Below are 13,737 nucleotides of genomic sequence, written 5' to 3'. Positions count from 1 at the left end.
GGCACAGCCCTGACGCATACCCAGCTGAACCAGCATTTCTCCCTTAACGTTTATTCTTCTTGTGCGCGGACAAATACCATACGGACCCAAAAGTCAAAAATCAGACTTCCATTAAATCTACTGGGATCAGTTGAATTGGGCAACTCGTAAGTTAGCGTAAATTTGTCAGGAGGATGAGAAATAACTCACGCAAAAAACCAGTTAAAACACACATCCAGATCAATCGCTACCCGGACTTCGACTCACACTTACTTTGCTTAAAGTCATAATTCTTCGTATTGATCTATGGTTATATATCCGGTAATCACTCCAATACGATTATTGAAAGAGGTGCTATCGTGGCCCAATTTGTTAAAAGCCCCCTGGACGCCGTATCCGGCATCTGCTCAAATCAATGTGTGTGGGTGCACTCCATGGCAGCAACCCCTTGGGTATTGCTGGACGCCCTGGCGGAGCATGCGTTGCAACACAGCAATATCGAACTGTACCAATTGCACCTGGAACACGCCGAAGGGCTGGCCAAGGCCGTGGATGGCGGCCACCTTGCACCCAAAGCCTATTTCGCCAGTGAATACAACCGACAGCTGATCCAGGCAGGCAAGGCCGACTATATTCCTATTTCTTTATCGGACATTCCGCGCCTGTTTCGCAAGGGTGAGCAACGTATCGATGTGGCCTTGATTCAGGTTGCACCACCGGACCGGCACGGCATCTGTTCACTGGGCATTTCCGTGGAAGCCACCCGCGCTGCCTGTGAAGTGGCCGACATTGTGATTGCGCACATCAATCCGCAAATGCCCCGCACGCACGGTGACGCGTTTATTCACCTGAACCAGATCGATATCGCCTATGAACAGGATCTTCCCCTGCCGGAACACAGCCCGTCGGTTCTCAACCAGATCAATCGCCGCATCGGCGAACAGATCGCCACCTTGATTGATGATGGTGACTGTCTGCAAATGGGCATCGGCGATATTCCCGACGCCACCCTGGCCTGCCTGGGTCAACACCAACACCTGGGCATTCACACCGAAATGTTTTCCGATGGTGTGATCGAATTGTGTGAACGCGGTGTCATCGACAACAGCCGGAAGCGTAAGCATGCGGGCAAATTGGTCACCGGCTTTGTCCTGGGCAGCAAAAAACTGTACGACTTTGTGGATGACAACTCGGCAGTGGTGTTCCTGGATATTGAATACATCAACAGCATCGAAACCATTTGCCGCAACCCCAACATGGTGAGCATCAACAGTGCCCTGCAGGTGGATCTCTCAGGCCAGATTTGTGCCGATTCTCTGGGTACGCATATTTATTCCGGTGTGGGAGGTCAACTGGATTTTGTCATGGGTGCCAACCTGTCGGATCACGGCCGTTCCATTCTGGCCTTTCCCTCCACTGCCGGTGGTGGCCAATATTCCCGCATTGTTCCCGTTTTGGCACTGGGCTCCGGCGTGGTGACCCCCAGAGGCAGCGTACACTATGTGGTAACGGAATACGGCACCGCCAATCTGCGCGGTAAAAGCCTGCGTGAGCGCAGCCGGGCGCTGATCAACATAGCCCATCCGGATTTTCGTGAAACACTGGAAAAGCAGGCGTACGAATACTGGCACGTGCGCGGGTAACACACCGCCGCTGTAACAATCTCCAATGCCGAGACTCTATCAATAGTGCCCGGGCATATTGGAGCTAACCATGATGAAATCATTTAGTTTTACCTTACTGCTGACCCTGCTATCGACCCTGCTGCTGCCGGCAACGGCACACCCGAAGGCCAGCCGCCTGTACATCAGCCAAGGCCCCCATACCCAACTGCTGGAACTGTACACCTCCCAAGGCTGCAGCAGCTGCCCACCAGCGGACCGCTGGCTCAGCCAATGGCAGCATGACCCCCGGCTCTGGCAACAGGTGGTACCGGTGGCGTTTCATGTGGATTACTGGGACTGGATCGGATGGCAGGATGCTTTTGCCACCCCCGCCTACGGCCAGCGGCAACGCAACTATAAACAATCCGGCGCCATCAAATCCGTTTACACCCCCGGTTTCGTGCTGGACGGCCGGGAGTGGCGGGGCTGGTTCAGTGGCGGATCGTTGCCCCCAGCGACAACCAAGAAAGGCACACTGACCACCCGCATTGCCGACCAGCGAATGACCGTGCAATACCAAGCCCAATCCCTTCCCGGCAATCTTATAGTGCATGTGGCGTTACTGGGTTTTGATTTACAAACCAAGATCATGGCCGGGGAAAATACCCAGCTCAACCTGCACGAGGATTTTGTTGTACTCTGGCATCAAACCGCCGACCAGTCGCAACCCTGGGAATTTCAGATGCCGGATAAAAACACCTTACCCACCCGGCAACTGGGATTTGCCGCCTGGATCATCCAAGCCGGCCACCCGCAACCGGTACAAGTGGTGGGTGGCATGTTCTGAAGCGGACATTGATCACAGAGCCGCCATCGCAGCAGGCTTTTCATTTACATTTACGGTCATTGTGGTATCCCGGTAAGGGAACCCATAACCGAGAACACCAAACCAATGGAGAGCAAATGATGATCAACACTTACCTGAACGCTATTAAACTCGGTCTACTTGTGTTGCTGGCTGGTTTGGCCCAGGGTTGCACTGTCTACTGGAGTGGCATGGTGGACAACAAAAGCGGCGCCAACATTACGGTGACCGGCAAGGGGCCCGACGCAACCACCTGGCAGGTCAATGCCGATGAAGAAGTGAAGATCACCTGGAAATACAAATGTCTGGAAGTGGCGGAAGCGGGAACATCCTATTATTTTGATGCCCGTAACCCACCCAAGGAAGCCAGGAAAATGACCGGCATCACCTACACCATCTATACCCTGTACCGGGATCAGCAAATGTATTATGTCATGGAAGGTGGCAATCCCCAGGCACTGCCCGTGCTGGACAGCTGCCCCGCTGCCTGAATGCGCCGGTAGAACCGTACTCCGCTGTAATTCCGGTGTGATTCACTGGGCCCGCCTGCCTCAGTGAATCACGCCGCCTGCTTCCACTATTTTCAGTGTGTTGGTGCCACCGTTGACGTTAACGTAATCGCCCTTGGTCAGTATCACCTTATCGCCGGTCTCGACCACGGCTTGCTCCATCAGCAGATCCACCACTTTCTGGTTCACCTCACTGGGGGCAAGCGCAGCGCTGTCAAAGTTTACGGTACTGATTCCACGATACACAGCCAGGCGCCGCTGACAGGCGGCGTGGGGTGTGAATGCAAAAATCGGCAGGCCGGATCGAATGCGGGACATCATCATCGGCGTGGCACCGGTTTCGGTCATGGCGATAATGGCTTTCACCCCCGCCAGACGATTGGCCACGAACATGGCAGCAGTGGCAATGGATTCATCAATCAAAGTGGGAACATGATCATCCCGTTTCCATTGATCGCGCATCTGATAAGAGCGCTCCGCACCCAGGATGATGCGATGCATGGCCTGCACCGTGGCCTCGGGAAACTGACCCGTGGCGGTTTCGGCCGACAGCATCACCGCATCGGTACCATCCAGCACCGCATTGGCAACATCCGACACCTCGGCCCGGGTGGGCTGGGGATGATTGATCATAGATTCCATCATCTGGGTGGCGGTGATCACAAACCGGTTCAGCTGACGGGCACGCCAGGTAATGTGCTTCTGCACGCCCACCAACTCGGCATCGCCGATCTCCACCGCCAGATCACCCCGCGCCACCATCACGCCATCGGAAGCCAGAATAATATTATCCAGCGTGGTATTGTCGGCCACCGCTTCCGCCCGTTCAATCTTGGCCACGATGCCGCCCTGACCACCGGCCTCGCGGTACAGTTGCCGCGCCTCGTTCACATCCGCTTCATCCCGGGGGAACGACAGCGCCACATAATCCACATCCATCGCCGCCGCAGTGACTATATCGGCTTTATCTTTTGCGGTGAGTGCTTTGGCGGTAAGGCCACCGCCTTTACGGTTAACCCCTTTTTTATCGCTCAGCACACCACCCTGTACCACGCGGCAATGCACCGCCGGGCCTTCGACACTTTCCACCGTCAGCTCAAGCAAACCGTCATTCAATAACAGGGTGTCACCGGCCTCGCAATCATTGGGCAGTTCCTTGTACGCCAGGCCTACGGCGTGTTCATCTCCGGCACTCTCATCCATTGCCGCATCCAGCACAAAGGGCTCGCCTCTGTGCAGGGTAACCTCCCCTGCGCGGAAGCGGGCAATGCGAATCTTGGGACCCTGCAAATCCACCAGCGTTGCCACATTGCTGCCTGCCTCTGCCGCCACTTTGCGAATGCGTTTGCCAACCGCCTGATGATGTTCCGCGGATCCGTGTGAAAAGTTAAGACGAAATACATTCACACCCGCATCGATTAATGTTCTGAGCATGGCTTCGCTGTCGCAGGCAGGGCCTACGGTTGCAACAATTTTGGTACGACGAACCATTGATTACCCCTGGATAAACGCCATCACGGTGACAGCATATTGGCTGGTATCACTAATTTATCGTAATCGGCTGCATTAAGAAAACCCAATGTGGTGACAGCGTGTTTCAAAGAGGCGTTGTTTTCATAGGCCCATTTGGCGGCCAGCGCGGCATTGTCGTAGCCAATATGGGGGGTTAATGCCGTTACCAGCATTAAAGACTGTGCCATGTATTCATCCAACTGCTGCTCATTGGCGACAATGCCCATCAGACAATTGCAATTGAAACTGTTGATGCCGTCGGCCAGCAGGGTAATGGATTCCCACAGGGTGTGAAGGATCAGCGGCTTGTATACATTCAATTCGAACTGGCCCTGGGTGTTGGCCATGGCAACGGCGGAATCATTCGCCATCACCCGCAGACACACCATGGTGAGCGCTTCGATCTGCGTGGGATTCACCTTGCCGGGCATAATCGAACTGCCCGGTTCATTGGCCGGCAGTTTGATCTCGGCCAAACCACAGCGGGGGCCGCTGCCCATCAAACGCAAATCACTGGCCATTTTGTAAAGCGAGGTGGCCAGCAACCGTAAGCGGCCATGACAATCCAGCAGGGCATCGTGGGCGGCCATGAACATGAATTTATTGTCCGCCGGCCGGTAGGCAATGCCCGTCAGGTTGGAAATTTTCTGCACCACCGCGTCGCTCCAGCGGGCATGGGTGTTCAATCCGGTACCCACGGCACTGCCGCCAATGGCAAGGCACTGCAGAGCAGGTTGCACCGCAGTAAGCTGTTCCCGGGCAAATTCAATCTGACTGTAATAAGCACCGAATTCCTGCCCCAAGGTCACCGGGGTTGCATCCATCATATGGGTGCGGCCGCTCTTGATGCGCTGTTCAAACTGCCGCTGTTTCTGTTGCAGGGCTTGCAACAAGCCATCCAGCGCCGGCGCCAGACATTGCAACAACCCCTGCATGACCGTCAGGTGCATGGCGGTGGGAAAGGTATCATTGGAAGACTGGGACAGATTCACATGATCATTGGGATGCACCGGTGTGCGACTGCCGCGGTCATGGCCTGCCAGTTCATTGGCGCGGTTGGCAATTACCTCGTTCAGATTCATATTGGTCTGGGTGCCACTGCCGGTTTGCCAGATTGATATGGGAAACTGATCGCGATGCAGACCGGCAATGACCTCGTCGCAGGCATCCACAATAAAACCGGACAACTCGGCACTGAGTTTGCCCAGTTCCAGATTGGTCAGGGCTGCTGCCTTTTTCAGAATGGCGTACTGCTCGATGAATTCCGGTGGGAAGGTCTGGGTGCCGATTTTGAAATTTTGCAGGGCGCGTTGGGTTTGGGCGCCCCACAATGCCTGTTCCGGCACCTCTATTTCACCCAGTGCATCCGCTTCCTTACGTGTTGCCATAACATTCTACCCAACTAATTGTTTGAGAACGTAATGCAATATTCCACCGCTGATGAAGTACTGGAATTCATCTTCCGTATCCAACCGGCACTTCAATTCACAACTTTCACGGGAACCGTCCGAGCGCACCACGGTAAGCACGATGGGTGCTCCGATGGTAAGCTCCGCCAGCCCAGCCAACTCAATCTGTTCACTGCCATCCAGTTGTAATGTTTTTCGATTGACACCGTCGGGAAATTCCAGCGGCAATACTCCCATCCCCACCAGGTTGGAACGGTGGATACGCTCAAAGCTTTCCGCAATGACCGCTTTCACACCCAATAAGCGCGTGCCTTTCGCCGCCCAATCGCGGCTTGAACCGGTGCCGTATTCACTGCCGGCGATCACCACCAGCGGTGTGTTCTGCTGCAAGTACTTCATGGCGGCATCATAAATGGACATCTCATCGCCATCCGGTTGCAGGCGCGTTACCCCGCCTTCCACACCGGGGCACATTTCATTTTTGATGCGGACATTGGCAAAGGTGCCCCGCATCATCACCTCATGATTACCGCGCCGCGAACCATAGGAATTGAAATCCTTTTTCTCAACACCATGCTCTTTCAGATAGCGCCCGGCAGGGCTGGCCTCGGCAATGCTGCCGGCCGGCGAAATATGATCGGTGGTAATGCTGTCACCCAACAGGGCCAGAATACGGGCACCGCTGATATCGCTCAGCGCCGGCTGGGTTTCGCCGGTGAAATAAGGCGGGTTCTGGATATAGGTGGAATCATGGCGCCAGGGATAGGTTTTACTGGGCTCGGCCTGAATGGCCTGCCACTGTTCGTCACCAGTGAACACATCCGCGTACTGCGCGCTGAACATATCGCTGGTTACGCTGGCCATAGCCTGCTGGATTTCCGCGTTGGTAGGCCAGACATCCCGCAGGTAAATTTTTTCTCCCTGGGCGTTTTCGCCGATGGCATCGGTATCCAGATTCAATAACGTGGTACCAGCCAGTGCCAGCACCACCACCAAGGGCGGAGAAGCCAGCCAGTTACCGCGCACTTTAGGGTGAATGCGGCCCTCGAAATTGCGATTTCCGGAAAGTACCGAGCACACGGTGAGCTGCCCGGCTTCGATGGCCTCTTCAATGGGGTCCGGCAAAGGGCCGGAGTTACCGATACAGGTGGTGCATCCGTAGCCCACCAGATTGAAGCCCAATTGATCCAGCGCATCCTGCACCCCGGCTTTCGCCAGATAGTCGGTTACTACTTTTGAGCCCGGTGCCAGCGATGTTTTGACCCAGGGCTTGCGCTGTAAGCCTTTGGCCAGTGCCTTCTGTGCCACCAGCCCCGCCGCCAGCATCACCGCCGGGTTGGAGGTGTTGGTACAGGAAGTGATGGCGGCAATAACCACATCGCCATCGTTCAAGGAATAGGATTCACCGGCCACCGGCACCGCATCCGGTTCAGCGCGGCCGGAAAGATTGATCAGCTCGGTGACCGCCTTACCCAACTCCGGCAGGGCAACCCGATCCTGGGGTCGTTTGGGCCCGGCCACACTGGGCATGACGCTATCCAGGTTCAGGCTCAGGCTGCTGCTGTAAACCCGGGGATGGGATTCATCCCGCCACAGACCCTGTGCCTTGCAATACTGTTCCACCAGTTTGATCTGATGCTCACTGCGCCCGGACAACGCCAGGTAATTCAGTGTTTCCTGATCCACCGGAAAGAATCCGCAGGTGGCACCGTATTCCGGCGCCATGTTGGCGATGGTGGCCCGATCCGCCAGCGGCAATTGATCCAGCCCACTGCCATAGAACTCCACGAACTTACCCACCACACTGTGCTGACGCAACATCTGCACCACGGTGAGCACCAGATCCGTGGCGGTGACGCCATCCCGCAACTGTCCGCTCAATTCAAAGCCCACCACTTCGGGAATCAGCATCGACACCGGCTGCCCCAACATGGCCGCTTCCGCTTCGATGCCACCAACACCCCAGCCCAAAACACCCAGGCCGTTGATCATGGTGGTGTGGCTGTCAGTGCCCACCAGCGTGTCCGGATAGACATAGGTTTTGCCGTCGATCTCTTTGTACCAGGCCACCTTGGCCAGGTATTCCAGATTCACCTGATGGCAAATACCGGTACCCGGCGGTACCACGCGAAAGTCATTAAACGCCGACTGCCCCCAGCGCAAAAACTGGTAACGCTCCTGATTGCGTTCCATCTCGATGGCAACGTTGTCGGCGTAGGCAGACGCATCGGCAAAGCGGTCCACCATCACGGAATGATCGATTACCAGATCCACCTGGCTCAGCGGATTGATGACGGCGGGATCTTTGCCCAGGTTGGCAACCGCATCGCGCATGGCCGCCAAATCCACCACTGCCGGTACCCCGGTGAAATCCTGCATCAAAACCCGCGCCGGGCGATAGGCTATCTCCTGGCTCGATGACCGGGTTGCGGGCCAGGCCAGAATGGCCTCGATATGCTCCGGCTTGACCGAGCGTCCGTCTTCATTGCGCAGCAGATTTTCCAGCAGAACTTTAAGGGAGTAGGGCAGCTGTTCCACTGCGCCTTGGCCCTGCTGCAGTTTGGATAGATTAAAAAAGTGGTACGTCTGATTATCAACGCTGAGTTGATCAAGAACCTGAAATGAATCTTCGTCGGATGCGGACATAGAAACCCTCCAATGGATTAAGCGCTAGGCTGTTAGACAGCAACCCCGGGAGCGGGATTCGGCGAGCGGGTGACTAAGTCTTTTTCATGGTGAAGCGTTAACCGGACGTTGTCAAATCAGGCCCCGAAACCGGGGCCCTTGATCAACGTGCCAAACGGGTAACCGGGGTGAAGGTGGTATCCGCCCGGGTGGCTTTGACACGCTCCGGAAACTGCTCACGGGCGGCTTTTTCCGCCAGCTTCACCAGCCATTGATTGGCGCCGGGGATCGACATGCGCAGCAGCTCCGATCCCATCCGCAGCGGTGCCTGGGCCGGCCAGAAATACTTGGCCAGGCGATTGTTCCGCAAGCCCAACTGATCCCCCGCCCTGTCACCCAGGATAAATCGACTGTAACCGGCCCGCAGGGTTTGCTCCAGATCCCCCAGCCGCTGTTGCCACCAGGCATCCCCATCAATGGTGGGAGGGGCACTGGCCAGCGACTGTCCCAGCGCCAGGGTATCGGCATCGGCGTCGCAGACGGTGGCAATGGTGTGATACAACGCGCGCATGGAGTCCGCCTCGCAGGCCGGCAGCACACGCTCCTCCACACCCATCAGATAGCCCACATAGCGCCACAGATGAATCACGGCTTCGCGCTCCCGTTTGGTGAACAAGAAACCGATGGCGCGCAAACCGGTAAGAAAAATCGATGAAAATTCCAAAATGGTGGCCATGCTGTCCCATTGGTTCAGGGGGTGCCCCCAGGCCGGATCCCACTTACTGGAATCCAGCAGCATACGCCGCACCTGGGCATGCATCAGGCGCACCCGCACGGCACTTTTGAAACCGTCCTGATCACGTTCCAGGCCGCCCACGGTGGTCACGTCCATCCAGAATTTTCCGGTTTCCACCAAACGCCTGGGGGTGCGCTTGTCCAGTTGCCCGGTAAACACCAGGGGCTTGGCCGCCGCCCCACCCAGATAGCCGCCCATCAACGCCAGATTGCGCAACACCAGTTCGCCATAGGGGCCCACACGACGGGAAACATCACAACCCAGTTTCAGCTTGTCACGATCCAGCCAGATGGGCTCATCATCCACCTGGGCAAACAGATCGAGCAACGGTTGGGGCGGATTCGCAATGCTTGCGATGCCCTGCTCCAGCGCCTGATCCAGCAGCTTGCGACCCTCGCCGGGGTTCAGATCCTTGTACATCTGCACCACCGCATCGGCCAACGGATCCCCCATCAGCATATGCCGCTCGATATCCTGCATCTGTGCCGCAGTGGGATGAGGATCACTGCCGTAGATCAACTTGAAGGCCCGGCGCACGGTTTTAAGCTGCGGCCGGTTGATATCCCCCATACGGGAGACGTAGCGGATATTCTGGTTGACGCTCATGTTCATGACTGTTCCCTCCCACAGAAAACGCCTTGCCACAGAAAACGCCTTGATTGCCGCTGCATGTTATTCGCTGCAGTTGACGACTGGCAGGCGCAGAATCAGATGGGCCCTGAACAGAACCCATGAGTTCTGCTCAGGTTAGCAAGGTATCCATCAGGAAACAAGCTTCATATTCTGTCTCAGCCTTTGCGGGCTCTGTCCTAGTTTACCTGCCGCTCCCGGCCTTCCCAGTATGGCTTGCGCAGCTCCCGCTTCAGCAATTTACCAGAGGGATTGCGGGGCAGAGCATCCAGGAAATCCACTGACTTGGGCACCTTGTAACCAGCGATTCTCTGCCGGGCAAAGGCGATGATGTCATCGGCGGACGCGTCCGCACCGGGCTTCAGCACCACACAGGCTTTCACCGCCTCGCCCCACTTGTCATCGGGCACACCAATCACCGCCACATCGGCCACCGCGTCCATGTCGAACAGAGCACTTTCCACTTCCGCCGGGTAGACGTTTTCACCCCCGGACAGCACCATGTCCTTGATGCGATCCTGCACGTAGACATAACCGTCCTCATCCTTGTAGCCCGCATCACCGGTATGAATCCAACCATCGATCAGGGTGGATTCGGTGGCCTGCGGTCGCTTCCAGTAGCCCAGCATATTAGACGGCGATTTGATGCAGATTTCGCCGATGGTGCCACGGGGCACGATATTGCCGGATTTATCCTTGATCTCCACTTCTATGCCGGGGCGGGTTTTGCCGGCAGAGCGCATCCGCGGATTGCCGTTGGGATCGTGATCTTCCGCCGGCAGGTAGGTGCCATAGCCGATGGTTTCGGTCATACCGTATAGCTGCACGAACCCACACTGAAACACCTCCATGGCCTGTTTCAGTAACGGCAATGGAATGGGAGAAGCACCATACACCATGTATTTCAGGGTGGAGAAATCCGTGTCCTTGCAGGTGGGGTCCGCCAGCACAAACTGCATGGCCGCCGGTACAATGAACATCTTGCTGATGCCGTGATCGCGGATGGCCTGCAGGCAAGCAGCCGGGGTGAACTCACTCAACACCACGTTTTTGGCGCCGGCATAAAGGCCGATCAGGGCCCAGCCTGTGCCGCCGATGTGGAAATTGGGCATGGCGTTGAGGCTGACGTCATCGGCGCTCCAGGTGGTCCACTCCTCTTCCGGCTGGCCGGAATGTTCCTGGGCTTCATTCAAGGCATAGAAAGCATAATGGGACACCATAACGCCCTTGGGATGGCCGGTGGTGCCGCTGGTGTACATCTGCACCGCCACAGCGTCGGGTTGCACTTCCACCGCAGGGTCCACCGTGGATTGCGCATCCCGCCAGGCCGGGAAGCTCTCGTATTGATCGGCGCTGTTTTCCAGCAAAATCACCTTTTTCACATGGCCCATCTGCCCTTTGATTTGCTCGTACAGAGGCAGGAACTCCCGCTCCAGCAAAAGCACCGGTGCCTCCGCATCCTGGAGAATGTACGCCACTTCCGGTGGTGCCAGGCGCCAGTTGATCCCCACGGTCACCATGCCGGCCTTGGCCGCACCGATCAGCAGCTCGTAGTACCAGTCGGAATTCTTGCCCATCACCGCAATGCGGGATTGAGGCGCTAGATCCAGTGCCAGCAGACCGTTGGCAATCTGGTTGGTGTGTTCATCATAGGCCCGGTAGGTGGTGGTGCGATCGCCGAAAATAAAGGCGGTGGCGTTGGGCCGCTGGCGGCCATGGAAGCGGGCGATGTCTCCCAGGTTTTTGATTGCCGGGTAATATGGCATGTTGGTATCCCTCTGAAACGGTTTGAACATTATTCTTATGGAGTCTGCTTTAGAGCCTAATCAGGGTGATAACCCAAATCAATGGCGCGAACGCTCAAGGAATCAGGGCCGAATCGACCACTCCGGCAACCTGCAATCCCCCTGCAGGCTGGGTTAAGATGCAGGGCAAGCCCACTTGAAGACCCGGTGCACTATGCCCGAAACACCAGCGAACACCGTGCCCCATCTGGTACCTGATCTGCATACCCAGCTGAGCCAGCTGCTGGGGCCACGGCTGTCCTGCAACCGAGACATCTGCCGCCAGCACGGCCATGGGGAAAGCCACCATCCCCCCGCACCGCCTGCGGCGGTGGCCTTCGTGGAATCGGAGGCAGAACTGATCCGCGTGGTGCGCCTGTGCCATCAACATCACACGCCCATGGTGGCCTTTGGCGCCGGCACCAGCGTTGAAGGGCAACTGCAATGCCTGGAAGGGGGTTTGTGCATCGATTTCTCCCCCATGAACCGCATTCTGGCGATCAATGCCGCCGACCAGAATTGCGTGGTGGAACCCGGTGTGACCCGGGAACAGCTGAATCACCAACTAAGGCATCAGGGCTTGTTCTTTCCGGTGGACCCCGGCGCCAATGCCAGCCTCGGCGGTATGGTGGCCACCGGCGCCTCCGGCACCACCACCCTGCGTTACGGCAGCATGAAACACAATGTCCTGTCCCTGCGGGCGGTACTGGCCAACGGTGAATGCATCACCACCGGCAGCGGCGCCCGCAAATCCAGCGCCGGATACAATCTGGGAGATTTGCTGGTGGGCTCGGAAGGCACCCTTGCCCTGATCAGCGCCATACAACTGAAACTGTACGCTATTCCGGAGCAGGTCACCGCTGCCCGGGTGCAGTTTGCCAGCGTGCAGCAGGCGGTGAACGCAGTAATCAGCATGATCCAGCACAATGTTCCGGTGGCACGACTGGAGCTGTTGGATGCCGGTAGTTTACGCGCTGTTAACCGGTACTGCCGGACACACTACCCGGAGCAACCCACACTGTTCATCGAATTTCACGGTACGGCCAATGCCCTTGGTGAACAGGTCGACACCGCCAACACCCTGTGCCGGGCGCAAGCCGGATTCGATTTCGTCTGGACCGAACGCGAAGAAGAAAAGAAACAGATGTGGCATGCCCGCCACAACGCCTACTATGCGGCACTGGCCCAGGTGCCCGACGGCAAAGGCTGGGTAACCGACGTCTGTGTGCCCCTGTCCGCCCTGGCGGAGTGTATCGAGGCCACACAGGCAGACCTGGCCGGCGAGCAGCTTGATATTCCCATTGTGGGGCATGTGGGGGATGGTAACTTTCATCTGCTGTTCAGCATTCCCCCACAGGATGACCGGCTGCTGCAAAAAGCACAGCGCATTAACCAACGCCTGATTCAGCGGGCCCATCAATTGGGTGGCACCTGTACCGGTGAACACGGCATCGGCCTGGGTAAAAAGGATTACCTGCTGCAGGAGAAAGGCGCGGCGGGCATTGCCGTGATGCAAGCCATCAAACAGGCACTGGATCCTTTACACTTGTTAAACCCCGGTAAAATTTTCTGACCCGATGGCATACACTTCAGGTTTAATCAATCAGGAGCCAACATGGACGCGCTGCTAGATCTGTTCGAAAACTTCAATGCCGATTCCATTAACCAACTGGACCAGTATTACACCGAAGACTGTTATTTCCGCGACCCGTTTAACGAGGTACACAACCGTGACCAGTTGCGTGAATTGTTTAAAGACATGCTGAAACTGAAAGATCTCTCGTTCGAGGTGCATGAAAAAATCCAACAGGGTGACAAAGCCTTCATCAACTGGGATTTTCGCTTCAGCATCCTGGGCAAACCACAATGCATTCACGGCGGCAGTTTGTTGCACTTTGCCGCCGATGGTAAAGTGCAACGCCATGTGGATTACTGGGATGCCGCAGAAGGTGTCTACGAAAAGCTGCCGGGCTTCGGCACCCTGGTGCGGCTGGTGAAAAAACTGTTTTAGCAGGCAGTTGGCA

At 56.6% G+C, this 13,737-nt stretch carries 10 protein-coding genes; 5 read left to right on the top strand and 5 right to left on the bottom strand.

Annotation, left to right across the window (positions count from 1 at the left end; translation table 11 throughout):
- Nucleotides 1-413: 413 nt before the first annotated feature.
- The 3 genes from D9N13_RS13790 to D9N13_RS13780 all read left to right on the top strand — a co-directional run bounded on the left by D9N13_RS13790 (nt 414) and on the right by D9N13_RS13780 (nt 2,939).
- Nucleotides 414-1,622, top strand: a complete 1,209-nt coding sequence (locus tag D9N13_RS13790) for an acetyl-CoA hydrolase/transferase family protein (protein ID WP_411268168.1) — start codon at nt 414-416, stop codon at nt 1,620-1,622.
- A 70-nt stretch (nt 1,623-1,692) separates the two neighbouring features.
- Nucleotides 1,693-2,430 (top strand): DUF1223 domain-containing protein, encoded by a 738-nt coding sequence (locus D9N13_RS13785; protein ID WP_290591145.1) that lies wholly within the window; start codon nt 1,693-1,695, stop codon nt 2,428-2,430.
- A gap of 116 nt (nt 2,431-2,546) precedes the next feature.
- On the top strand, nt 2,547-2,939 hold the full coding sequence (locus D9N13_RS13780; protein WP_290591142.1) for a hypothetical protein: 393 nt from the start codon (nt 2,547-2,549) through the stop codon (nt 2,937-2,939).
- Nucleotides 2,940-2,999: 60 nt separating this feature from the next.
- On the opposite strand, the gene pyk is transcribed toward D9N13_RS13780, so the two are convergent.
- The 5 genes from pyk to D9N13_RS13755 form a co-directional block, all read right to left on the bottom strand.
- Nucleotides 3,000-4,448, bottom strand: a complete 1,449-nt coding sequence (gene pyk, locus D9N13_RS13775; protein WP_290591139.1) for a pyruvate kinase — start codon at nt 4,446-4,448, stop codon at nt 3,000-3,002.
- A 23-nt stretch (nt 4,449-4,471) separates the two neighbouring features.
- Entirely contained in the window at nt 4,472-5,857 is a 1,386-nt protein-coding gene (locus D9N13_RS13770; RefSeq protein WP_290591136.1) for a class II fumarate hydratase, read from the bottom strand.
- Nucleotides 5,858-5,863: 6 nt separating this feature from the next.
- Nucleotides 5,864-8,524, bottom strand: a complete 2,661-nt coding sequence (acnA, locus tag D9N13_RS13765) for an aconitate hydratase AcnA (protein WP_290591133.1) — start codon at nt 8,522-8,524, stop codon at nt 5,864-5,866.
- A 142-nt stretch (nt 8,525-8,666) separates the two neighbouring features.
- Nucleotides 8,667-9,911, bottom strand: coding sequence for an oxygenase MpaB family protein (locus tag D9N13_RS13760; protein WP_290591130.1), 1,245 nt, complete (start codon nt 9,909-9,911; stop codon nt 8,667-8,669).
- A gap of 197 nt (nt 9,912-10,108) precedes the next feature.
- A complete protein-coding gene (locus D9N13_RS13755) occupies nt 10,109-11,695 on the bottom strand; it encodes a fatty acid--CoA ligase (RefSeq protein WP_290591127.1) in 1,587 nt (528 codons plus the stop codon).
- Nucleotides 11,696-11,888: 193 nt separating this feature from the next.
- Here D9N13_RS13755 and D9N13_RS13750 point away from each other — a divergent pair, with 193 nt between their 5' ends.
- Both D9N13_RS13750 and D9N13_RS13745 read left to right on the top strand, forming a co-directional pair.
- Nucleotides 11,889-13,286, top strand: coding sequence for an FAD-binding oxidoreductase (locus D9N13_RS13750; protein ID WP_290591123.1), 1,398 nt, complete (start codon nt 11,889-11,891; stop codon nt 13,284-13,286).
- Between the two features lie 42 nt (nt 13,287-13,328).
- Nucleotides 13,329-13,724: a nuclear transport factor 2 family protein gene (locus D9N13_RS13745; protein WP_290591116.1), complete on the top strand. Its 396-nt coding sequence runs from the start codon at nt 13,329-13,331 to the stop codon at nt 13,722-13,724.
- The last annotated feature ends 13 nt before the right edge of the window (nt 13,725-13,737 follow it).

Source organism: Ketobacter sp. GenoA1 (genome assembly GCF_003671475.1).
GTDB lineage: Bacteria > Pseudomonadota > Gammaproteobacteria > Pseudomonadales > Ketobacteraceae > Ketobacter.
Note: the sequence above shows the minus strand (reverse complement) of the source record. Positions and strands in the feature narration are given on the sequence as shown.